Annotated in this window: 17 protein-coding genes and 1 riboswitch; of the genes, 14 read left to right on the top strand and 3 right to left on the bottom strand. The window is 68.0% G+C overall.

What is annotated here, in order from left to right; translation table 11 throughout:
* Entirely contained in the window at nucleotides 1-2,607 is a 2,607-nt protein-coding gene (valS, locus tag AC50X9_RS13240) for a valine--tRNA ligase (protein ID WP_494894227.1), read from the bottom strand.
* Between the two features lie 71 nt (nucleotides 2,608-2,678).
* Here valS and AC50X9_RS13245 point away from each other — a divergent pair, with 71 nt between their 5' ends.
* Both AC50X9_RS13245 and AC50X9_RS13250 read left to right on the top strand, forming a co-directional pair.
* Nucleotides 2,679-3,038 (top strand): DUF488 domain-containing protein, encoded by a 360-nt coding sequence (locus AC50X9_RS13245; RefSeq protein WP_494894228.1) that lies wholly within the window; start codon nucleotides 2,679-2,681, stop codon nucleotides 3,036-3,038.
* Between the two features lie 95 nt (nucleotides 3,039-3,133).
* Complete coding sequence (locus AC50X9_RS13250) at nucleotides 3,134-3,892, top strand: SDR family oxidoreductase (protein WP_494894229.1); 759 nt, start codon at nucleotides 3,134-3,136, stop codon at nucleotides 3,890-3,892.
* A gap of 160 nt (nucleotides 3,893-4,052) precedes the next feature.
* On the opposite strand, the gene AC50X9_RS13255 is transcribed toward AC50X9_RS13250, so the two are convergent.
* A complete protein-coding gene (locus AC50X9_RS13255) occupies nucleotides 4,053-5,111 on the bottom strand; it encodes an endonuclease/exonuclease/phosphatase family protein (protein WP_494894230.1) in 1,059 nt (352 codons plus the stop codon).
* Nucleotides 5,112-5,439: 328 nt separating this feature from the next.
* Here AC50X9_RS13255 and ileS point away from each other — a divergent pair, with 328 nt between their 5' ends.
* From ileS to ndk, 4 genes are read left to right on the top strand one after another with little or no spacing between them, the layout of a single operon-like run.
* The gene (gene ileS / locus AC50X9_RS13260) at nucleotides 5,440-8,820 is read left to right on the top strand and encodes an isoleucine--tRNA ligase (RefSeq protein ID WP_494894231.1); all 3,381 of its coding nucleotides are present in this window, start codon (nucleotides 5,440-5,442) and stop codon (nucleotides 8,818-8,820) included.
* A 3-nt stretch (nucleotides 8,821-8,823) separates the two neighbouring features.
* Nucleotides 8,824-10,182, top strand: a complete 1,359-nt coding sequence (locus tag AC50X9_RS13265; RefSeq protein ID WP_494894232.1) for a bifunctional folylpolyglutamate synthase/dihydrofolate synthase — start codon at nucleotides 8,824-8,826, stop codon at nucleotides 10,180-10,182.
* Between the two features lie 3 nt (nucleotides 10,183-10,185).
* Nucleotides 10,186-10,629, top strand: coding sequence for a DUF4233 domain-containing protein (locus tag AC50X9_RS13270; RefSeq protein WP_494894233.1), 444 nt, complete (start codon nucleotides 10,186-10,188; stop codon nucleotides 10,627-10,629).
* Between the two features lie 38 nt (nucleotides 10,630-10,667).
* On the top strand, nucleotides 10,668-11,087 hold the full coding sequence (gene ndk, locus AC50X9_RS13275; RefSeq protein WP_479822180.1) for a nucleoside-diphosphate kinase: 420 nt from the start codon (nucleotides 10,668-10,670) through the stop codon (nucleotides 11,085-11,087).
* Nucleotides 11,088-11,228: 141 nt separating this feature from the next.
* On the opposite strand, the gene AC50X9_RS13280 is transcribed toward ndk, so the two are convergent.
* Nucleotides 11,229-11,903: a vitamin K epoxide reductase family protein gene (locus AC50X9_RS13280; protein WP_494894234.1), complete on the bottom strand. Its 675-nt coding sequence runs from the start codon at nucleotides 11,901-11,903 to the stop codon at nucleotides 11,229-11,231.
* A gap of 473 nt (nucleotides 11,904-12,376) precedes the next feature.
* Here AC50X9_RS13280 and AC50X9_RS13285 point away from each other — a divergent pair, with 473 nt between their 5' ends.
* The 8 genes from AC50X9_RS13285 (at nucleotide 12,377) to AC50X9_RS13320 (ending at nucleotide 23,092) form a co-directional block, all read left to right on the top strand.
* A complete protein-coding gene (locus AC50X9_RS13285) occupies nucleotides 12,377-15,736 on the top strand; it encodes an Rne/Rng family ribonuclease (RefSeq protein ID WP_494894235.1) in 3,360 nt (1,119 codons plus the stop codon).
* A 103-nt stretch (nucleotides 15,737-15,839) separates the two neighbouring features.
* A riboswitch (TPP riboswitch) is annotated at nucleotides 15,840-15,935 on the top strand.
* Nucleotides 15,927-17,540, top strand: coding sequence for a bifunctional hydroxymethylpyrimidine kinase/phosphomethylpyrimidine kinase (locus tag AC50X9_RS13290; protein ID WP_494894236.1), 1,614 nt, complete (start codon nucleotides 15,927-15,929; stop codon nucleotides 17,538-17,540). Its footprint overlaps the riboswitch before it by 9 nt.
* 352 nt (nucleotides 17,541-17,892) lie before the next feature.
* Nucleotides 17,893-18,201, top strand: coding sequence for a 50S ribosomal protein L21 (gene rplU / locus AC50X9_RS13295; protein ID WP_024368343.1), 309 nt, complete (start codon nucleotides 17,893-17,895; stop codon nucleotides 18,199-18,201).
* A gap of 61 nt (nucleotides 18,202-18,262) precedes the next feature.
* A complete protein-coding gene (gene rpmA, locus AC50X9_RS13300) occupies nucleotides 18,263-18,526 on the top strand; it encodes a 50S ribosomal protein L27 (protein WP_120949928.1) in 264 nt (87 codons plus the stop codon).
* A gap of 117 nt (nucleotides 18,527-18,643) precedes the next feature.
* Nucleotides 18,644-20,245 carry a GTPase ObgE gene (gene obgE, locus AC50X9_RS13305; RefSeq protein WP_494894237.1) on the top strand — a complete coding sequence of 534 codons (1,602 nt, stop codon included), beginning with the start codon at nucleotides 18,644-18,646 and terminating at the stop codon, nucleotides 20,243-20,245.
* Nucleotides 20,242-21,390 carry a glutamate 5-kinase gene (gene proB / locus AC50X9_RS13310; RefSeq protein WP_494894238.1) on the top strand — a complete coding sequence of 383 codons (1,149 nt, stop codon included), beginning with the start codon at nucleotides 20,242-20,244 and terminating at the stop codon, nucleotides 21,388-21,390. The genes obgE and proB overlap by 4 nt, the downstream gene beginning before the upstream one ends.
* Nucleotides 21,391-21,416: 26 nt before the next feature.
* The gene (locus AC50X9_RS13315) at nucleotides 21,417-22,772 is read left to right on the top strand and encodes a glutamate-5-semialdehyde dehydrogenase (RefSeq protein ID WP_494894239.1); all 1,356 of its coding nucleotides are present in this window, start codon (nucleotides 21,417-21,419) and stop codon (nucleotides 22,770-22,772) included.
* Between the two features lie 80 nt (nucleotides 22,773-22,852).
* Nucleotides 22,853-23,092, top strand: a complete 240-nt coding sequence (locus tag AC50X9_RS13320; protein ID WP_494894240.1) for a hypothetical protein — start codon at nucleotides 22,853-22,855, stop codon at nucleotides 23,090-23,092.
* Nucleotides 23,093-23,108: the final 16 nt, after the last annotated feature.

A 23,108-nucleotide genomic window follows, 5' to 3' on the forward strand; every position in this document is an offset into this window, starting at 1 on the left:
CTACGCCTCGGCAGGTGCCAGAACGACGTCGCTCACGGTCAGTTCGCCGTCGCCGACCGCCAGGGTCAGCTCCCGGGCGTTGGCAGCAGCCTTCAGGTCGGCCAGGCCCGCCTTCAGCTGCGTGGTGAGGGATTCCGAGCCCGTGATGGTCGCGGACAGCACCTCGGTGCGTTGCTTGACCTTGGCCTCCGACTTGGCCTTGCGGATGCCGCTGAGCGCAGATCCCACCGTGGCCAGCAGCGTGGTGTCGCCGTCGGTCGCTACTGCGGAGGGCCAGGCGGCCCGGTGCACCGAGCCGGTGCGCCACCAGCTCCAGACTTCCTCCGTGGCGAACGGCAGGAACGGTGCGAAGAGGCGCAGCAGCGTGTCCAGGCTCGTCGCCAGCGCCGCGAGCACGGAAGCCTGCTCGGCCTCGCCTGCGGCACCGTAAGCGCGGTCCTTGATGAGCTCCACGTAGTCATCGGTGAAGTGCCAGAAGAAGCTCTCGGTGATCTGCAGGGCCCGGGCGTAGTCGTAGCCCTCGAACGCCTTGGTGGCCTGCTGGACCACGTCGGCGAGCTGGGCCAGCACCGCCCGGTCCAGGGTGTTGCTGAGCACGGAAAGGTCCCCGGACACCACGGAATTCTCGGTGGCGCCCAGGTTCAGCACGAACTTGGAGGCGTTAAGCAGCTTGATCGCCAGCCGGCGGCCGATCTTCATCTGGGCGATCTCGTAGGCCGTGTCCGCGCCCAGCTTGGCCGAGGCCGCCCAGTAACGGACGGCGTCCGAGCCGTACTCCTCGAGCACGTCGGTCGGGACGATCACGTTGCCCTTGGACTTGGACATCTTCTTCCGGTCCGGGTCCAAAATCCAGCCGGAAATTGCGGCGTGCTTCCACGGCGCGGAGTCCTGCAGCGCGTCGGCGCGCACCGCGGAGGAGAACAGCCAGGTCCGGATGATGTCGTGGCCCTGCGGTCGCACGTCGAAGGGATAGACCTTGGCGAACAGCGCCTCGTCGGTGCTCCAGCCGCCCACGATCTGCGGCGTCAGCGAGGACGTCGCCCAGGTGTCCAGCACGTCGGCGTCGCCGGTGAAGCCGCCCGGCAGATCGCGCTGGGCCTCCTCATATCCGGGGGCCGCGTCCGCTGCCGGGTCCACCGGCAGCTGCGTGTCGGACGGGACGATCGGAGCGGCGTAGTCCGGGTTGCCGTCGGCGTCCAGCGGGTACCAGACGGGCACCGGCACGCCGAAGAACCGCTGGCGGGAAACGAGCCAGTCGCCGTTCAGCCCGGAGATCCAGTTCTCGTACCGGGAGCGCATAAAGGCCGGGTGGAAATCGATCTCGTGGCCGCGGGCAATGAGCCGTTCGCGGCGTTCCGCGTCGCGGCCGCCGTTGCGGATGTACCACTGGCGGGAGGTCACGACCTCGAGGGGCTTGTCGCCCTTCTCGAAGAAATTCACCGGGTGCATGATCTTCTTCGGCTCACCGTCGAGGAGCCCGGCGGCGGTCAGGAGCTCCACCACCCCTTCTTTGGCGCTGAACACGGTCTTGCCGGCGATCGCCGCGAAGCTGGCGCGGCCCTCGTCGGTAGTGATCCACTCCGGGGTCTCGCCGACGATGCGGCCGTCGCGGCCCACGATCGCGCGGGTGGGCAGCTGCAGTTCACGCCACCAGGTGACGTCGGTGAGGTCGCCGAAGGTGCAGACCATGGCGACGCCGGAGCCCTTGTCCGCCTTGGCGAGCGGGTGGGCTTTGACCTCCACCTCCACGCCGAACAGCGGGGACGTGACTTTCTTGCCGAACAGCGGCTGGTACCGTTCGTCGTCGGGATTGGCCACCAGGGCGGCGCAGGCGGCCAGCAGTTCCGGGCGGGTGGTCTCGATGTAGATTTTTTCGCCGTCTTCGGTGAAGAACGGGTACCGGTAGTAGGCGCCCGCGACCTCGCGGTCCTCGAGTTCGGCCTGGGCCACCGCGGTCCGGAAGGTGACGTCCCACAGGGTGGGCGCCTCGGCCATGTAGGCGTCGCCGGCGGCGAGGTTCGCCAGGAAGGCGCGCTGGGAGATGGCCCGGGACTTGTCGTCGATGGTGCGGTAGGTCAGGTCCCAGTCCACGGACAGGCCGAGGGTCTGGAACAGGTTCGCGAAGACCTTTTCGTCCTCGACGGCGAGTTCCTCGCACAGTTCGATGAAGTTCCGGCGCGAGACGACGTCGAAGTCGCGCTGGTTCTTGGCGGGCTCGGCCGGGGGACGGTAGTCGGCGTCGTACGCGTGGGTCGGGTCGCAGCGCACTCCGTAGTAGTTCTGCACCCGGCGCTCGGTGGGCAGGCCGTTGTCATCCCAGCCCATCGGGTAGAAGACGTTTTTGCCGGTCATCCGCTGGTAGCGCGCCATGACGTCGGTCTGGGTGTAGGAGAACATGTGGCCCACGTGCAGCGAACCCGACGCCGTCGGCGGGGGAGTGTCGATCGAGTAGACCTGCTCCCGGGTGGTGTCCGGGTTGAACTTGTAGGTCCCTTCGTCAAGCCAGCGCCGGGTGAGGGCGTCTTCGAGCCCCTCCAGGGCCGGCTTGTCCGGAACGTTGATGGGGGCGGTGGTGGGCGTGTCTGTACCCTGCGTGTCTTCAGCCATGCCGCAATTCTTTCACGGTCCGCGCGCACAGACCGCCGTGCCTGCCGCCGGTGCCGGCGTAGCATGCGCAGATGGAGACATTCGCCGGGCCCTTCGCGATCAAGCGCATCTATGACGAACCCGCCGACGACGACGGCTGCCGGGTCCTGGTGGACCGGCTCTGGCCGCGCGGGATCAGCAAGGAACGCGCGCAGCTTCAGCTGTGGCTCAAGGAGGTGGCGCCCTCCCCGGCGCTGCGGACCGAGTTCGCGCACATGCAGGAGCGCTTCGCCGACTTCCGTGCCGCTTATGAGGCGGAACTCGACGGCAACCCGGCCGTCCAGACGCTGCGGGACCTGGCCGCCGAGCACGGGAAGGTGACGCTGCTGTTCGCGGCGAGGGACCCGCAGGCCAACCACGCCCGGGTCCTGCTGGAGTTCCTGGCGCGCTGACCGCTCCTGCGGCAGCCGAGTTCATCCTGGTTCATCCAGGTTCTCCCGTGGGGAGCCCGGCGCGGGTGCCCGGGGCTTGCCGTTAGGGTGGTGCCATGACTGAAGGAATCCAGAACAAAGCAGCAGTTGTCACCGGCGCGAGCACCGGAATCGGCGAGGCCACCGTGCGCGCGCTCCGGGGAGAGGGCTGGGCCGTGTACGCCGTTGCCCGCCGAGCGGACCGGCTGGCGGCGCTCGCCGCGGAAACCGGCGCTGTCGCCCTTCCGGCGGACGTGACTGACGACGCCGACATCGCCCGGCTCCTCGATGAGGTGACCCGCGCCGGCGGCATCGACACGCTCATCAACATCGCCGGCGGTGCCCGCGGCGCGGACAAGGTGGCCGAGGCCAAGACCGAGGACTGGGAATGGATGTTTGAGGTCAACGTCCTGGGCACCATGAAGCTCACCCGGGCGTTCCTGCCGATGCTGCGCGCCGGCGGTGAAGGCACCGTCCTGAACCTGACCTCGACGGCGGGACTCTCCGCCTATGAGGGCGGCGGCGGGTACAACGCCGCGAAGTTCGCCCAGCACGCCCTCACCGGTGCCCTGCGCCTCGAGGAGGCCGAGCACAACCTCCGGGTGATCGAGGTGGCACCCGGCCTGGTCCAGACCGAGGAGTTCGCCCTGAACCGGCTCGGCGACCAGTCCGCGGCCGCAAAGGTCTACCAGGGCGTCGAGAAGCCGCTGACCGCGGCAGACGTCGCCGACGTCGTCCGGTACGCCGTCACGGCGCCGCACCATGTCAACCTCGACCAGATTGTGATCCGCCCGGTCGCGCAGGCCGCGAATTACAAGCTGATCCGCAAGGCCTAGCTTCGTACCCCGGCGAGGCGTTCACTCGGCGGCCGGCGCTTGCCCGGCAGCGGCCCTTACCGGCACCAAAGCAGCAACGCGGGGTCACTTTCGGCCCATAAACCGGGGTTTTATGGGCCGAAAGTGACCCCGCGTTGCTTGGCCTACCCGGTTGCTTGGCTCACCGGGCGGCCGGGACGGACAGGGTCGCCGTGATGGCGGCGTGGTCCGTGCCGGGCACCCGGTGCACCGAATAGTCGGCGCTGCGCACCGACGGACTGGTCACCAGGTGGTCGATGGTGATGCCGGGGAGGAACAGGTCCTCCATCGGCCAGGTCGGGACCAGGCGTGAACCCTCTGCCATTCCCACGTCCACCATGGCCCGGCCACCGTCCTGCAGTACCCGGCGGAACTCGGCATGGTCGTAACTGGCGTTGAAATCACCGGCCAGCAGCACATTCCCGGAGCGCGATGCCAGCCGGCCGAGAGCGGCGAGGTCGTTGCGCCACTTCGGCAGGCCCACGCCCACCGGAGCCCTGGCATGCACGTTCGTGAGCTCGACGACGGCCCGCTGTCCGCCGGATTCGGCGGTGAGCCGGATCATCTGCATGTTGAAGTGCGAGCCAGGTACTGTCCCGGCGGCGACCAGCCGGTGGGCTGAGAAGACGGCGCTCCCGGAGGCCCTGCCGGCGGGGGCACTGATCCTGTTCGGGAGGAGTTCGGCCAGGCCGGCCTCCGCCAGCCGGTCTTCGAGCGCCTGCGTGTATTCCTGGACCGTCAGCAGGGTGATGCCGTTGTCCCGGACCAGCCGGACGATTTCCGCGGCGTCCGCCTTGCCAAGTTTGGCGTTCAGGCTCATCGTGCGCAGCTCCACCAAGCCCTGCCCGGACGCAGGCCCGGAACCCGCTCCGGAGCCAGCCGCGGGATCCGGCACGGCCCGGGCGTAGTCCAGCGGGACCAGCCAGAAGAGCTGCACTGCGACGAGCCCCGCCGCGGCGCCGGCCAGCCAGCGCCGCCGGCCCATCACTGCGAACAGCAGCGAGGCGCCCGCAGGCAGCACCAGCCACGGTGTGAAGGACACCAGTTGGACCACGGTGATGGGCCATTCCCGTGGCACGGCACGGAAGACCGAGACCACCGCAACGGGCGCCGCCGCCAGCCCGGCCAGCAGCCGCCAGCGGGCCGCCGCCCGGCCCGCGGGCGTTCGCGGGGCCGCATGGCCCCGGGTCCGGAACATCATGGGATTCAGTGTAGGCATTGCGGGCCCGTTCCAGTTGTTAGACTTCTGGTAGCAGCTTTGACCCGGCCATCACCGGTGAGCTTCCGGAAGAACGCCCCGACGCCAGGACTTTCCTGCAACTTAGTGCGCCAGGGCCGGTAGAACCGGACGGGTAAGCCCGTCACAGCAGTCAATGAGCGGCCGACGCCGGCGCTTCCTCGTTTACGGGGATCCGGCGACGGTAAGTGAGGTGGTACCGCGGTGCCGGCGTTGTCGAAAGACAGTGCAGGGGCCGTCCTCGCATCCTGAATGAACCCATTTGTTCACTAGCTCAACCCAGGATGTCGAGATGACTTATTACCCGAAGGCCTCCGCCGCAGCTTCCGGCGCGGGCGCCACCACCTCTGCTTCCAACACCTCTGGTGTGTCGGCCTCCGTGAAGTTCCCGGAGGTCGAAGAACGCATCCTCAAGTACTGGGATGAGGACGGCACCTTCCAGGCAAGCATCGACCAGCGCGACGCCGACCTTCCCGGCGGCGCGCCCGGCAGCAACGAATTCGTCTTCTACGACGGCCCCCCCTTCGCCAACGGCCTGCCGCACTACGGCCACCTGCTCACCGGCTACGCCAAGGACCTCGTGGGCCGCTACCAGACCCAGCGCGGCCGCCGGGTCGAGCGCCGGTTCGGCTGGGACACCCACGGGCTGCCCGCCGAACTCGAAGCCATGAAGCAGCTGGGCATGACGGACAAGACCCAGATCGAGGCGATGGGCATCGACAAGTTCAACGACGCCTGCCGCGCGTCCGTGATGAAGTACGCCGATGAGTGGAAGAGCTACGTCACCCGCCAGGCCCGCTGGGTCGACTTCGAAAACGACTACAAGACGCTCAACGTCGAGTACATGGAGTCCGTGCTCTGGGCCTTCAAGCAGCTGCACGAAAAGGGCCTGACCTACAACGGCTACCGCGTGCTGCCGTACTGCTGGAAGGACGAGACCCCGCTGTCCAACCATGAACTGCGGATGGACGACGACGTCTACAAGAACCGGCAGGACCAGACCGTCACGGTGACCTTCCCGATCACGGCGGGGGAGTCGGAGCTGTCGCGGCAGCTCGCCGGCGTGCAGGCCCTGGCCTGGACCACCACGCCCTGGACACTGCCCACCAATCTGGCGCTCGCCGTCGGGCCCGGCATCGACTACGCCGTGCTGCCGGCCGGCCCGCACGGCATCAAGGCCGCCGCAGCCGACGCGCCCGTCAGCGGCAGCTTCCTGCTGGCAGCCGAGCTGCTGGGCACCTACGCCAAGGACCTCGGCTACGGCGACGGCGCCGAGGGCGTGGCGGCCGCCGAGGCCGCCGTCACCTCCCGCCACACCGGCGCCGAGCTCGACGGGCTGACGTACGAGCCGCTCTGGGACTACTTCGAGGACGCCGAAAAGTACGGCACCGAGAACGCCTGGCGCTTCCTCACCGCCGACTACGTCACCACCACCGACGGCACCGGCATCGTCCACCAGGCCCCCGCCTACGGTGAAGACGATCAGAAGGTCTGTGAAGAAGCCGGCATCCCGGTGGTCCTGTCCGTGGACGAGGGCGCGAAGTTCCTGCCGCTGTTCGGCCACGGCGACCTCGCCGAGATCGCCGGACTCCAGGTCTTCGACGCGAACAAGCCGATCACCCAGGTGCTCCGCGCCCAGGGCCGCCTCGTCCGCCAGGCCAGCTACGAGCACAGCTACCCGCACTGCTGGCGCTGCCGCAACCCGCTGATCTACCGTGCGGTGTCGTCCTGGTACGTCGAGGTCACCAAGTTCAAGGACCGGATGTCCGAGCTGAACCAGGAGATCAACTGGATCCCCGGCAACGTCAAGGACGGCCAGTTCGGCAAGTGGCTCGCCAACGCCCGCGACTGGTCCATCAGCCGCAACCGCTACTGGGGCAGCCCCATCCCGGTCTGGCAGTCCAGCGACCCGGACTACCCGCGCACCGACGTCTACGGCTCGCTCGCCGAGATCGACGCCGACTTCGGCCGGCTGCCGCTGAACAACGCCGGCGAGGTGGACCTGCACCGTCCGTTCATCGACGAGCTGACCCGCCCGAACCCGGATGACCCGCGCACCCCGGCGGAAGGCCAGTCCGTGATGCGCCGCGTCGAGGACGTCCTGGACGTCTGGTTCGACTCCGGCTCGATGCCCTACGGCCAGGTGCACTACCCATTCGAGAACGAGAATTGGTTCGACACGCACAACCCGGCGGACTTCATCGTCGAGTACATCGGCCAGACCCGCGGCTGGTTCTACATGCTGCACATCCTCTCCACCGCACTGTTTGACCGGCCGGCGTTCCGCAACGTCATCAGCCACGGCATTGTGCTGGGCTCGGACGGGCAGAAGATGTCCAAGAGCCTGCGGAACTACCCGGACGTTTCCGAGGTCCTGGACCGTGACGGCTCCGACGCGATGCGCTGGTTCCTGATGTCCAGCCCGATCCTGCGCGGCGGCAACCTTGTGGTCACCGAGCAGGGCATCCGCGACGGCGTCCGCCAGGTCATCCTGCCGCTGTGGAACGTGTACAGCTTCTTCACGCTGTACACGAACGCGGCCGGTGGAGCCGGTGGAACAGAGCCGGGGTATGACGCGAAGCTGCGCTATGACGGCTACACCGACACCCTGGACCAGTACCTGCTGGCAAACACCGGGGACCTGGTCCGGAACATGACCGCGGCCCTGGACAGCTACGACATCTCCGGCGCCTGCGACGAACTGCGCAGCTACCTGGACATGCTCACCAACTGGTACGTCCGCCGCAGCCGCCAGCGCTTCTTCGACGAGAACGTGGACGCCTTCGACGCGCTCTACACCGCACTGGAAACGGTGTGCCGGGTTTCGGCCTCGCTGCTGCCGCTGGTCTCCGAGGAAATCTGGCGCGGGCTTACCGGCGGGCGCTCCGTCCACCTGGCCGACTGGCCGGACGCGGAGCTGTTCCCGGCCAACCCGGGCCTCGTCCAGGCGATGGACCGGGTCCAGCAGATCTGCTCCACCGGCTCCTCACTGCGCAAGGCCGCGAACCTCCGGGTGCGCCTGCCGCTGCAGGAACTCACCGTCGTGGCACCCGGCGCGGCCGCGCTGGAAGGCTTCGCCGCCGTCGTCGCCGATGAACTGAACCTGCGTTCGGTCCGCCTGCTCGACGCCGAGAGTGCCTCCCCGGAGGAATTCGGCATCGAGCAGAAGCTCGTGGTGAACGCCCGGGCCGCGGGCCCGCGGCTGGGCAAGAACGTCCAGCAGGCCATCAAGGGTTCCAAGTCCGGCGACTGGTCCGTTCAAACAATCGACGGAGTCGACGGAGTGGTCACCGCCGGCGGCCTGGAACTCGAGCCGCAGGAATACACCCTGGAAACCGTCGTGGCCGAGGCCGCGGAGGGCGAGGGATCCCGCGCCGCCGCCGTTTTGCCAGGCGGCGGATTCGTAGTCCTCAATACCGAGGTCACCCCGGAGCTCGAAGCCGAAGGCGCGGCCCGGGACATGGTCCGCGCCATCCAGCAGGCCCGCAAGGACGCCGGACTCAACGTCAGCGACCGGATCCACACCACCGTCACCGCACGGCAGGACGTCATCGACGCCCTGCTGGCCAACGCGGAGCTCGTCAAGACCGAAACCCTGACCCTTGAGCTGGAAACGGTTCCGGCCGACGTCAAGGAACCCCAGGTCAGCGTTGCCAAGAAAGTTGAGGCCTGAACCATGACCGACGAATTCTCCGTAGAAAGCGTCTACGCCGAACTGCTGGGCCGCGCCCCGGAAAACAAGATGGAGCCGCGGCTGGCCCCGCTGCACCGGGCGATGGACATCCTGGGGGAGCCGAACAAGGCGTTCCCGATCATCCACGTCACCGGCACCAACGGCAAAACCTCCACCGCCCGCATGATCGAGGCGGGGCTGCGCGCCCACGGCCTGAGCACCGGGCGCTACACCAGCCCGCACCTGTCCAAGGTCACCGAACGGATCAGCATCGACGGCGAACCGGTGTCGGATGAGACCTTCGTCCGGATCTGGGACGAGATCCGCCCGTACCTGGCCATCGTGGACGGCGAACTCGAGGCCGAGGGCCAGCCCCGGCTAACCTACTTCGAGTGCCTTACCATCCTGGGTTTCGCGGTCTTTGCCGACCAGCCGGTCAACGTCGCCGTCATCGAAGTGGGCCTGGGCGGCATCACCGACGCGACCAACGTCGGCGACGGCCAGGTCTTTGTGGTCACCCCGATCTCGCTGGACCACACCGAACTGCTCGGTGACACCACCGAGGACATCGCGCACGAAAAGGCCGGCATCATCAAGCCCGGCGGCTTCCTGGTCAGCGCCGCGCAGCCCCGGGACGCGGCCCAGGTCCTGCTGGACAAGGCCCAGGAAACGAACGTCCCGTTCCGCTTCGAAGGTGTCGAGTTCGGCGTCGAATCCCGCACCGTCGCCGTCGGCGGCCAGATGGTCACCATCCAGGGCATCGCCGGCCGCTACGAGGATCTGCTCATTCCGCTGCACGGCGCGCACCAGGCCGAGAACGCCGCCGTCGCGATCGCTGCGCTGGAGGCGTTCTTCGGCGCGGAAAAGCCGCTCGACGCCGAAATCGTGCAGGAGGCCTTCGCCTCCGTCACCTCGCCCGGGCGCCTCGAGGTGGTGCGCACCGCCCCGACGCTCATCGTGGACGCCGCGCACAACCCCGAAGGCATCCGGGTCTCGGCCGAGGCCATCCACGAGGCCTTCAGCTTCACCAAACTCGTGGTGGTGGTTGGGGTCCTGCGCGAAAAGGACGCCGAGGAAATCCTCCGCCAGCTGAAGGAATCACTCGGCGACCTGGCCGCCGAGTACTGCTTCACGCAGTCGAACTCGCCCCGAGCCGTACCGGCCGAGGACCTCGCGGAACTCGCGGTGGAGCTGGGCTTCGGCGAGGACAATATCCACGTGGCGGAGAAGCTCGACGACGCGATCGAGTGGGCGGTGGAACGGGCCGAAGCCAACGAAGACCTCGCCGGCGGCGTCCTCGTCACCGGTTCCATCACGCTGGTCGCGGAAGCACGGATCCTGCTCGGAAAGGCGGACGCCTAGACCATGGCGAAACTCACCAAGGCCCAGCGCGAATGGCGCCCGGGCATGCCCAAGAAACGCCGCTCCACCAAGGTCATGTTCGCGTCCACGGTGCTGCTGCTCGAAGCCTTCGTGGTGCTTTTCGGCACGCTGACCGTGTTCGGGCTGCGGCGGGACGAGTTCCCGCCGGCCCTGATCTTCTCCGTCGGGATCGCGCTGTGCCTCATCTACGCCTTCACCTGCGCGGTGCTGTCCAAACCGTGGGGCGTGGCCCTGGGCTGGGTCCTGCAGATTGTGCTGATCCTGACCGGCATCCTGGAGCCGGCGATGTTCCTCGTCGGCGCCCTGTTCGCCGTGGCATGGTGGTACGGGATCCGCACCGGCATCCGGATTGACCGCGAGGCCGCCCAGCGCGAACGCGACCAGGCCGCCTGGGACGCAGCCCACCCCGAAGACCAGAGCAACTAGACTTATTTCCAACCCACCCCCAACGCATTGGAGCAGCTGTGAGCATTGAGCGCACCCTCGTCCTGATCAAGCCCGACGGCGTCACCCGCAACCTGACCGGCAGCATCATCGCCCGGATCGAAGCCAAGGGCTACACCCTGGCCGAGCTCAAGAAGGTCAACGCGAGCCGTGAACTGCTGGAGCAGCACTACGAGGAGCACGTGGGCAAGCCGTTCTACGAGCCGCTCGTCGAGTTCATGCTCAGCGGGCCCGTCGTCGCAGCCATCTTCGAGGGCCACCGCGTGATCGAGGGCTTCCGCTCGCTCGCCGGCACCACCGACCCGACGACGGCGGCTCCCGGCACCATCCGCGGCGACTTCGGCCGCGACTGGGGCCTGAAGGTGCAGCAGAACCTGGTCCACGGCTCGGACTCCGTGGACTCCGCGGAGCGCGAGATCAAGATCTGGTTCCAGGACTAACTTCCCGGACCCACCCTCCCGCCCCCGCCCGCCGAGGTGACAGCTAAGGCCCATGTTCGTCGCGAACACGGGCCTTAGCTGTCACCTCGGCGGCGTTTAGGCGGCCGTCGGAGCGGGAAGGGTTATGCGGCGGGGATGTGCCTAGTAGCCGGATGTTCCGATGAAGACCTGGATGAAGGCGAAGAAGATGGAGGCAACCACGGCGACGTAAAGCAGCGCGGTGATGATCCAGCCGGAGTCGCCCAGGATCTTGGTGGGGCCCGCGGGGAGCGGGATCACGCCGTGGGTCACGTTCCGGACGGTGACCCAGACGAACAGCGGGATCATCGCGGCCCAGACCACCATGCAGAACGGGCACAGGATGTGGATGGAATACAGCGCCTGCGACCACAGCCACACCACGAAGGCGAAGCCCAGGGTCACACCGGCCTGCAGGCCCAGCCAGTACCAGCGCGCGAACGTGGCTCCCGCGAACATGCCCATCGCTGTGGTGATAATGACCGCGAACGCCACAATGCCCATGAACATGTTGGGGAACCCGAACACCGACCCCTGCCACGTCTGCATGACCTGGCCGCAGGAGATCCACGGGTTCACGTCGCACACGGTCACGTGGCTGGGATCCTTGAGGACCTCCAGTTTTTCCAGCACCAGGGTCCCGGAGGCAAGCCAGCCGACGACGCCGGTGATCAGCAGGAGCCACGCGAACGGGCGGTCGCGGGTCATCGGAGGCAGCGGCCGTTCCGGAGCAGGCGTGCTGGAGGCGTGCTGCTGCTGCACGGCGGCCTGGCCGGTGGCACTGGAGATGCTGGGCATGGAATGGATGTCCTTCGGGTCGGGTGCAACTGGTCCGATTCTATCGCCGGAGACTGAAGGAAGCCCGGGAAGCGACGGCCCTCACCGGTAATTCGGTACACGGTGTGAGCCGGATGACTTGCTTACGCCTGCTTTGTCAGGTCCTGTGAGACAATGATCGTGGCTGGAACCCGATCCACATCCGGATTCCGGTCCGGCGACTTTGTTCCCAAGACCGCCAATGATGAGCAGGGAGCTGCGGATCCTCTGATCCGGGCTGTCCCGCAATGCCATTGGACGGCACCTGGTTGTGGCGTGTAGATCAACGGGTTTCAGAACAATTCCGCCGGCCCTCCAGGGCTGCCGCACCCCACTGCCGGTGCGAACCTGAGGGTATCCAATTGACTTCTGTCGATGCCTGCGGGTGTTGACAAATATTTGCCCCAACGGGTGCCGGATGTGGCGGCACGTCAGGGGCAGGAGTGTCGCCACATATGGATAATGACCAGGTTGTAACAGGCAACGAAGACGCGATTGTCGCGAACGAATCATCCGAAGCAACAGCAACTGCCGCAGCCACGCCGCCGAAGCGGCCGGTCCGGACCCGCCGCAAGGCTCTGCCCAAGACCGGCGCCGCGGCGGACGCAGGCACCGCAGCTGTCACAGAAACCGCAGCTGAAGCCGACACCGCAGCAGACACTGCGGTTCCCGCCGAGGGCGCGGAGGCCCCAGCCGCTGAAGCCAAGGCCAAGGCGCCCGCCCGCCGATCCCGGGCCCGCAAGGTGGCCGAGCCGGCCGCACCCCTTCCGGCGTTCGCTGACGACGCAGCCGAGGCTCCCACCGCTGTGAACCCCGCAGTTGAGACGACGGCGGCCGCGGCCGCTGAGGCGCCTGTCGAGAAGCCGGTCCGGCGCCGCGTCGGCCGCGCCAAAGCTGGAGCCCCCGTGGCGGCCCCGACCGCCGAGACCCCGGCAGAGGAAGCCACCGCGGCCGCCCCGGCGGAAGCGCCGGAGGCAGGCGCCGCAGTGGACACTGCCACCGCCCGCACCGCCCGCGCTGGCCGCACCGCCCGGACCGGCCGCACCGCCCCGTCCGCGGGTTCGGCAGCCCAAGCCCCCGCGACGGCCGCAGCAACTGCAGCAGCCGAAGCGCCGGCGGCAACAGAAGCCCCCGCCGCAGCGGAGGCGCCCGCCGCCGAAGCACGCTCCGCCGCCTCACTCTTCCTCGAGCCGGGCGCGCTCTCCTCGATGATCTTCCAGGCGCCCGACCTGACCGCCGTCGTGCGCCCGGCCCCCGCCGTGGCAGCCGTGGCAGACACGGACGAAGAAGAAGAAGGCGAGGACGGCGAAGACGCAGGCAGCCGCCGTCGGCGCCGCAGCCGCGGCCGCCGCGGACGCACCAGCCGCGGAGCCGACAGTGAGGCCGGCGCCGGAAACGACACCGAAGCCGCCGGAGACGAAGAGGAGGACGGTTCCGAGGAGCCGCTCGAGGACGGCGTGACCTCGCGCCGCCGCCGCCGCCGCCGCCGTGGTGACCAGGACCTCGAACTGACCGGCGGGGAAGACGACGATCCGCCCAACACGGTGACCCGCGTCCGGGCACCCCGTGCGGCCACCGAGGCGCCGGTCAACAACCGTGTCACGTCCCTGAAGGGCTCCACCCGCCTCGAGGCGAAGAAGCAGCGCCGCCGCGAATCACGCGACACCGGCCGCCGCCGCACCGTGATCACCGAGGCCGAGTTCCTGGCCCGGCGCGAATCGGTCGACCGCCAGATGATCGTCCGCCAGCGCGACGACAGAATCCAGATCGGCGTCCTCGAGGACGGCGTCCTGGCCGAGCACTTTGTGTCCAAGACCCAGCAGGATTCCCTGATCGGCAACGTCTACCTGGGCAAGGTCCAGAACGTGCTGCCGTCGATGGAAGCCGCCTTCGTTGACATCGGACGCGGCCGCAACGCCGTGCTCTACGCCGGTGAAGTCAACTGGGAGTCCGTCAACCTCGAGGGCAAGCAGCGCCGGATCGAAAACGCGCTGAAGTCCGGCGACTCCGTGCTGGTCCAGGTCACCAAGGACCCGGTCGGCCACAAGGGCGCCCGCCTCACGAGCCAGATCTCACTGCCGGGCCGGTACCTCGTGTACGTTCCCGGCGGGTCCATGACCGGCATTTCCCGCAAGCTGCCCGACGTCGAGCGCAACCGCCTGAAGCGGATCCTCAAGGACCGGCTGCCGGAACACGCCGGCGTCATTGTCCGCACCGCGGCCGAGGGCGCGTCCGAGGAAGAGCTCACGCACGACATCAACCGCCTCCGCGCCCAGTGGGAAGGCATCGAAGGCCAGTCGACCTCCACCAAGATCCTCGCCCCCGAACTGCTCTACGGCGAACCCGATCTGACCATCAAGGTGGTCCGTGACGTCTTCAACGAGGACTTCTCCAAGCTGATCGTCTCCGGCGAGGAGGCTTGGGACACCATCGAGGCCTACGTCACCTACGTGGCGCCCGACCTCGTCGGCCGGCTGGAGAAGTGGACCAAGGACACGGACATCTTCGCGGCCTGGCGGATCGACGAGCAGATCCACAAGGCCCTGGACCGCAAGGTCTTCCTGCCCTCCGGCGGCTCGCTCGTGATCGACCGCACCGAAGCCATGACCGTGGTGGACGTCAACACCGGCAAGTTCACCGGCAGCGGCGGAAACCTTGAGGAAACCGTCACCAAGAACAACCTCGAAGCAGCCGAGGAAGTCGTCCGGCAGCTCCGGCTCCGCGACATCGGCGGCATCATCGTCATCGACTTCATCGACATGGTGCTCGAATCCAACCGCGACCTTGTGTTGCGCCGCATGGTCGAGTGCCTGGGCCGGGACCGGACCAAGCACCAGGTCGCCGAGGTGACCTCACTGGGCCTCGTGCAGATGACGCGCAAGCGGATGGGCACCGGACTGCTGGAAGTCTTCGGCGAGCAGTGCGAAACCTGCGCCGGCCGCGGCATCGTCACCCACGACGAGCCCGTGGAGCACCGCCGCGCCAACGTGGTGGCCGCAGAGCACCACGTACCGCGGACCGAGCACCAGCCCGCCGCACGCACCGAACGCAAGAGCCGCCGCCGCGGCAGGAGCGGCCAGGGCACGGACGAGCAGTCCGTCCCGGCAGCAGTCCACCCGGAGCCCACCGAGGCCGAACGCCACGCCAAGGCCGAGGCAACCCGCGCCGCGCTGGCGAACATCGCCGCAGCGGCGCACGCCGCGCACCTGCACGACGGCGAGACAGCCACCGCTGCCGACGCCCAGTCCCGCCAGGCCGCAGTCGATGCAGTGGTCGAGCTCGCCGCGTCGGAGGAGGCAGCCGGCCGCCCCGCCGCCGTGCTGACGTTCGGCGGTGAGCAGGTCGCCCTGCCCTTCGTCGAACACGCCGACCAGGCAAGTGCGCCCGCACTCACCCTGGACTTGCTGACGGAGGCCTTCGCCCACCTGGGTGAAGCCGAGGCAGCCCCGGAAGCGGCCGCCACCGCAGCAGCCCCGGAACCGGCGGCGGCGGCAGCCCCGGCTGCCCGGACCGCAGCGGCAGCTCCGGCGCGCACCGGCGGAACCGGCCCGGGACGCGCCCAGGCGCCGGGTTCCCAGACCGAGGCAGACACCGCGGGCGGCACCTCGCGCGCCCGCCGCGGCCGCCGCAACCGGAGCGCCAGCCGCGCCCAGGGTGCAGCCAACGAGACTTCGGTGGAACAGCGGAGGGAAACCCCGCAGGCCGCGCCCGTCTCGGTGCACGAGGCCAAGGTCCCGGCAGCACTGCCGGCCGCCAAGCCTGCCGCGAGCGAGCCGATCATCCTCGGTGTCGGCGTTCCGGCGTCCGAGCTCTAACAGCAGAACAGTTCAACCAGGCCGCGGGTGCGGTCCGGACCGCGTAGCAATACGCCAGGTTCGGGCCGTGCCCGCGGCTTCGTTAATGGATCCGGCTAGGCTGGATCCTGACACGGGGTGCCGCATCGAGCCGGCTGAGATCCAAACCCGTTGAACCTGTCCGGTTAGCACCGGCGAAGGGATGTCTTTTATGACCGCCGCCCCATCGTTTCTTCCGCCCGCCCCTGCCGTGCCCGTATCCCGGATCCCGAGGGTGCTGGCGATCGCCGGCTCCGACCCCTCCGGCGGCGCAGGCATCCAGGCCGACCTCAAAAGCATTGCGGCGCACGGCGGCTACGGCATGGCGGCGATCACCGCCCTGACCGCGCAGAACACCCGCGGCGTCAGCGCCGTGCACGTCCCGCCGGCGGACTTCCTGACCGCCCAGCTCGACGCCCTCAGCCAGGACATCAGCATCGACGCCGTCAAGATCGGGATGCTCGGGGATGCCGCCGTGATCGACGCCGTCCGCGGCTGGCTGGCGACGACCCGCCCCGGCGTCGTGGTCCTGGATCCTGTGATGGTGGCGACGAGCGGCGACCGGCTGCTGCAGGAGTCCGCGGAGGCGGCCCTGCACGCGCTGTTGCCCTTCACGGACCTGATCACGCCCAACCTGGCCGAGCTCGCGATCCTGCTCCGGGAAGCGGTCGCCGGGGACTGGGCCGGGGCGCTGGAGCAGGGCAAGCGGCTCGCCGCCCAGACCGGCACCACCGTCCTGGTGAAGGGCGGCCACCTCGACGGCGGCCGGCCCGGCGGCGGGACCGGAGATCCCTCCGGCCAGCTCGACGGCGGCGGCTGCCCGGACGCGCTGGTCAACACCGGCGGGCTCCTGGCCCAGGACCTGATCGTGGTGCCGGGGGAGCGGGTGCCCACCCGCAACAGCCACGGGACCGGCTGCTCGCTGTCCTCGGCGATCGCCACGGTGCAGGCCAGAATCATCGGGCAGGCCGGGACCGGGGACTGGGAGGCTGCGCTCCGGGAGGTCAAGCCCTGGCTCCGGGAGGCGCTGCGCACCTCGGACCGGCTCGACGTCGGCACCGGCAACGGCCCGGTGCACCACTTCCATCACGTCCAGCAGCAGACCGAAAATCATTCCAGCACCGGCCGGGTACCGGCCCAGGGTGAATTCACCGCCGTGCTCCGGGACGCCGCCACCGCCGACCTGGCCGCGATCCACGGGCTGGACTTCATCAGGGGCCTGGCCGACGGGTCGCTGCCGGAGCGGGAATTTGCCTACTACCTCAGCCAGGACGCCCTGTACCTGAACGGCTATTCCCGGGTCCTGGCCCGGGCCGCCGCCATCGCACCCACGGAGGCCGAACAGCTCTTCTGGCTCCGCTCCGCACAGAACTGCCTCGAAGTGGAATCCGAGCTGCACCGGACCTGGCTTGGCGCCGGCACGGCCGGCGTGGCTCCCGGGCCGGTCACCCGGTCCTACCTGGACCATCTGCTGGCCGCCTCGGCCGGCAGTTACGGCGTGCTGGTGGCAGCCGTGCTGCCGTGCTTCTGGCTCTATGCCGAGGTGGGGGAGACCCTGCACGCGCAGTTCCTCGCAGCGGGCGCCCCGGACGCGCATCCGTACGCGGTGTGGCTGCGCACCTACGCCGATGCGGAGTTCGCCGCCGCCACCCGGCAGGCAATCGCCTACACCGACGACGCCGCCCGGGCGGCGTCCCCGGCTGAACGGGACGCCATGACCCTGGTCTTCCGGCAGTCCTCCCGCTACGAGGTCGACTTCTTCGACGCGCCGCGGCTGCACGCCTGACGGCGGGGGCCCGCCGAGCCTGTACGATGGTTGGGCACGGTTCCGGAAGTCGTTACGGCAGGCTCTGTCCATACAGAGTGGCGCCTACCACGTATTTCACGTCGGAACCAGCCTCATTTGCGGCCGAAGGCAAAATTAGCGTAGTCTAGATCTTCGGTGCTTACGCCAACACTTGGGTTATGACCTTGAGGACGCTCCACTTGATTTCGAGTGCGATTGTCCACGGGATAGCTCATGGGTCCCCCCGGGGAACCCACCGGCGTAGAGGCACAGCGTGAGCCGGACCAGAATCTTTGGACCCAGGTTCCGCACGCAAATCTAGTAATAAACGTCGAGAGAAGTGAGTTCCCCAGTGGTGTACGCGATTGTCCGCGCAGGCGGCCGCCAAGAGAAGGTTTCCGTTGGAGACTTCGTTACCCTGAACCGCGTCCCCGGTGGAGCCGGCAGCACCTTTGAGTTGCCCGCACTGCTCCTGGTGGATGGTGACAAGGTCACGTCTGCAGCTTCGGACCTGGCCAAGGTAAAGGTTACGGCTGAGATCCTTGAGGACCTTCGCGGTCCCAAGATCGTCATCCAGAAGTTCAAGAACAAGACCGGCTACAAGAAGCGCCAGGGTCACCGTCAGGAATTGACCAAGGTCAAGATCACCGGTATCAAGTAACTAACCGTTACTGTTCAGGTTTTCAGCAGATTCCCCAGAATTTTAAGGCAGGCATTTCCAAATGGCACATAAAAAAGGCGCGAGTTCCACTCGCAACGGTCGTGACTCAAACGCCCAGTACCTCGGCGTCAAGCGCTTCGGCGGCCAGGTAGTTTCCGCAGGCGAGATCATCGTCCGCCAGCGTGGCACCCACTTCCACCCGGGCGCCGGCGTTGGCCGCGGCGGCGACGACACCCTGTTCGCACTGACCCCCGGCGCTGTCGAGTTCGGCACCCGCCGCGGTCGTCGCGTCGTGAACATTGTGACTGCTGCAGCTGCAGAGTAACAACAAGTCTTAAAACGGTGGGGCGGGCCATTAGGTCCGCTCCACCGGTGTTTTAACCGCATTACAATCATCTTGGGCGTCTTTGGAGGCCCGGGGAACAGCACTGAGGAGATCCACGTGGCGAGCTTTGTAGACCGGGTAGTACTGCACGTATCCGGCGGTACCGGCGGCCACGGCTGTGTCTCCGTCCACCGCGAGAAGTTCAAGCCGCTCGGCGGTCCCGACGGCGGCAACGGCGGCAACGGCGGCGACGTCATCCTGCGTGTCGACCCCCAGACCACCACCCTGCTTGACTACCACCACGCCCCGCACCGCCACGCCACCAACGGCGGCCCCGGGATGGGCGACTGGCGCGCCGGCAAGCACGGCGAAACCCTGATCCTCCCGGTTCCCGAGGGCACCGTAGTCAAGACCAAGGACGGCCGGGTCCTCGCTGACCTCGTCGGCGAAGGCACCGAATACATTGCCGCCGCCGGCGGCATCGGCGGGCTGGGCAACGCATCGCTTTCCTCGCAGAAGCGCCGCGCCCCCGGCTTCGCCCTCCTCGGCATCGAAGGCGAAGCCGCCGACGTCGTCCTGGAACTGAAGTCCATCGCCGACATTGCCCTGGTCGGCTTCCCCTCCGCCGGCAAGTCCAGCCTGATCGCCGCGATGTCCGCCGCGCGGCCCAAGATCGCCGACTACCCCTTCACCACGCTGATCCCGAACCTCGGTGTGGTCCAGGCCGGCGACGTGCGTTTCACCATCGCCGACGTCCCGGGCCTGATCGAAGGCGCCAGCGAAGGCAAGGGCCTCGGCCACCACTTCCTCCGCCACGTCGAGCGCTGCGCCGCCCTGGTGCACGTCCTTGACTGCGGAACGCTCGAATCGGACCGCGACCCGCTCTCCGACCTGGCCGTCATCGAGGCCGAGCTGGAAAAGTACGCCGTGGACATGAGCTTCGCGGGCTCCGACGGCGAAGTCGTCCCGCTGAACCACCGCCCGCGCCTCATCGCACTGAACAAGGTCGACCTGCCGGACGGCAAGGACATGGCCGAATTCGTGCGCCCGGAACTGGAATCCCGCGGCTACAAGGTCTTCGAAATCTCCGCGACCAGCCACGAGGGCCTCCGCCAGCTCGGCTTCGCCATGGGAGAAATCGTCCAGGCCGCCCGCGACGCCGTCGCCGCTGCCCCGCCGAAGGTGCACGCACCGGTGCTCAAGCCCCGCGCGGTCAACGAATCCGGCTTCAAGATCCGCCGCGAGGAGAAGAACCTGGAGCCGCTGTTCCGCGTGCTCGGCGACAAGCCGGTGCGCTGGGTCAAGCAGACCGACTTCACCAACGAGGAAGCCATCGGCTACCTCGCCGACCGTCTGGCGAAGCTCGGCGTCGAAAATGAACTGTTCAAGCAGGGCGCCAAGCCCGGCGACATGGTTGTTATCGGCGAGGACGATGGTGTTGTCTTCGACTGGGAGCCGACCATGATGGCCGGCGCCGAACTGCTGGCGGCGCCGCGAGGCACCGACGTGCGTTTCGCCGACATCGGCGACCGGCCCACCCGCGGCCAGAAGCGCGACGAGCAGGTCGAGCGCCGCGAGGCCAAGGCCGCGGCCCGCGCCGAACTCGAAGCCGAGCGCAAGGCCGGGATCTGGACCGAATCCGTCAGCGGACGCCGGCCCAAGCCGCTCAAGGAGAGTGCCCTGGACGAAGAAAATGAGGAAGTGAACCCGCAGAAGTGAGTGCCAGTTCCGCAGTATTGATCGAGGAACCCAGCAACGACCGGAGCGTGCTCGCCAGAGCGCGCCGCATCGTGGTCAAAGTGGGATCGTCGTCGCTCACCAGCATCAAAGGCGGCATTTCGGAAGAAGCGCTGATTGCACTTTCGGATGCGCTGGCGGTCAAGAGCAACGAGGGCATGGAAATCATCCTGGTGTCCTCGGGTGCAATCGCAGCCGGCCTGGCGCCGTTAGGACTGGCCAAGCGTCCCCGGGACCTGGCCACCCAGCAGGCAGCGGCCAGCGTGGGCCAGGGACTCCTGATGGCGCGCTACACGCACGCCTTCGGCGCCCACGGCGTGACTGTCAGCCAGGTGTTGCTCACAGCCGACGACCTCATGCGGCGCAGCCACCATACGAACGCCTTCCGCGCCCTGAACAGGCTACTGAACCTTGGCGTGGTGCCGGTGGTCAACGAAAACGACACCGTTGCCACGCACAAGATCCGCTTCGGCGACAATGACCGCCTGTCGGCGCTCGTGGCCCATCTGGTGCGAGCCGATGCCCTGGTGCTGCTGTCCGACGTTGACTCGCTCTACGACGGCCCTCCGGCGAAGGGCGCCAAGCGCATTCCCCGCGTGGACGGCCCGCAGGACCTCGAGGGTGTAACCATCGGCGAGCCCGGCAAGGCCGGAGTCGGAACCGGAGGGATGCAGACCAAGGTCGAGGCGGCCATCATGGCGGCCGATTCCGGAATCCCCGCGATGGTTACGTCGACCGCGAATGTCACTGCAGCCCTGGCCGGCGAGGACGTTGGAACGTGGTTCACCGTCAACGGGGCACGCAAGCCGGTGCGGATGATGTGGCTTGCCCACCTCGCACACGTGCAGGGCCGGCTGATCCTCGACGACGGCGCGGTCCGGGCCGTGCGCGACCGCCACACCTCGCTGCTCCCGGCCGGGATCTCCGCGGTTGAAGGCAATTTCGAGGCAGGCGACGCCGTGGAAATGGTCGCTGCCGACGGCACGGTCATTGCACGCGGTCTGGTCAACTACTCCGCTGCGGAGCTGCCCCAGATGCTGGGACGTTCCACGGTGGAACTCGGGGAGTCGCTGGGCCGTGGATTCGACCGCGAGGTTGTTCACGTTGACGACCTGGTTCTGGTTTAGCACGCAGGCCCGCCTAGACTTGAAGGATGACTGAGGCACAGATTTCCCAAGCCGCTGAGACTTCCCACGATGCCACGAAGGCAGCCTCGCTGCCGGACCAGGTGAACGTACAGCCTTCACCGGCCGCCGTCGAGGCCGCCGTCCACGCCATCGCCGACCGCTCGCGTCAGGCCGCCCGCAGGATGGCCCGCGCCAACCGGGCCTGGAAGGACCGCGGGCTGCGCGCCATCGCGGCCGCACTGCTGGAGCGAAAGACCCAGATCCTTGCCGCCAACACCAAGGATGTCGCGGCCGGCAAAGCCAACGGAACATCTGCGGCGATGCTTGACCGGCTGACCCTCACGGGCGCCCGCATCCAGGGCCTCGCTGACGCCCTGGAGAACCTCGCCAACCTGCCGGATCCGGTTGGCAACGTAGTGCGCGGCCAGACCCTCCCCAACGGGCTGCGGCTGCGCCAGATCAACGTGCCCATGGGTGTCGTCGCCGCCATCTACGAGGCGCGCCCCAACGTCACCGTGGACATCGCCGGGCTTGGCCTGAAGAGCGGCAACGCCGTCATCCTGCGCGGCGGGACCGCCGCCGCCGCCACCAACGCCGCCCTGGTCACGGTGCTCCGTGACGCCCTCGATTCGGTGGGCCTGCCCGCCGACGCCGTGCAGAGCGTCGACCAGTACGGCCGGGAAGGCGCCAACGCCCTGATGCGCGCCCGCGGGCGGGTCGACGTCCTGATTCCCCGCGGCGGCCGGGAGCTGATCCAGTCCGTCGTGACCAACGCCAGGGTCCCCGTGATCGAGACCGGCGAAGGCAACGTGCACATCTTCGTGGACGCCTCCGCGAACGAGGAAATGGCCGTGGAGATCCTGCTGAACGCCAAGACCCAGCGGCCCAGCGTGTGCAATACCGTCGAAACCCTGCTGGTCCACTCCGGCTCGACGGTGCTGCCGGCCGTTGCCGCCGCCCTGCGTGCCGCCGGCGTCACCCTGCACACCGACGAGCGGATCCGCGCCGCGCTGCCGGACTCGGTCGATTCGGTTCCGGCGACCGATGAGGACTGGGCAACCGAATACATGGACCTGGACCTGGCCGTGGCGATGGTGGACAGCCTGGACGACGCCGTCAAGCACATCCGCACCTGGTCTACCGGCCACACCGAGGCCATCCTGACCAACGACCTCGGCAACGCCGAGCGGTTCATTGCGGAGGTTGAGTCGGCTGCCGTGATCGTGAACGCGTCCACCCGCTTCACCGACGGCGGCGAACTGGGCCTGGGTGCCGAGGTCGGCATCTCCACCCAGAAGCTGCACGCCCGCGGCCCGATGGGATTGAAGGAACTGACCACCACCAAGTGGATCGTCCAGGGCGAGGGCCAGATCAGGGCCTAGTAACGCTGTAACATGGAACAGAACTCCGGAACGGCGGGGATACCCGCCGTCATCACTTCTTGAACTCACTAGGGGAGAACATGCTGTCGCAGCAGATCGCCACAATCGTCGCCGCCGCCGGCGGATCAGGCCACGAGGAACTCGCGCCGCTTATCGCGCCGCCGTGGGTCGTCGGCGTCGTAATGTTCGCGGTCCTGATGGTCCTGCTGTTCGTCACGCTGTCCTACGGCAACCTGGGCAGGCGCCACGAAGCCGTCGAGGAGCACTCTGACCCGCACCGCCAGCACCCCAACAAGCACGACCACGGCCAAGGGCACTAATATTTCCGCCATCGTG

It is taken from the genome of Pseudarthrobacter sp. HLT1-3 (assembly GCF_059383535.1).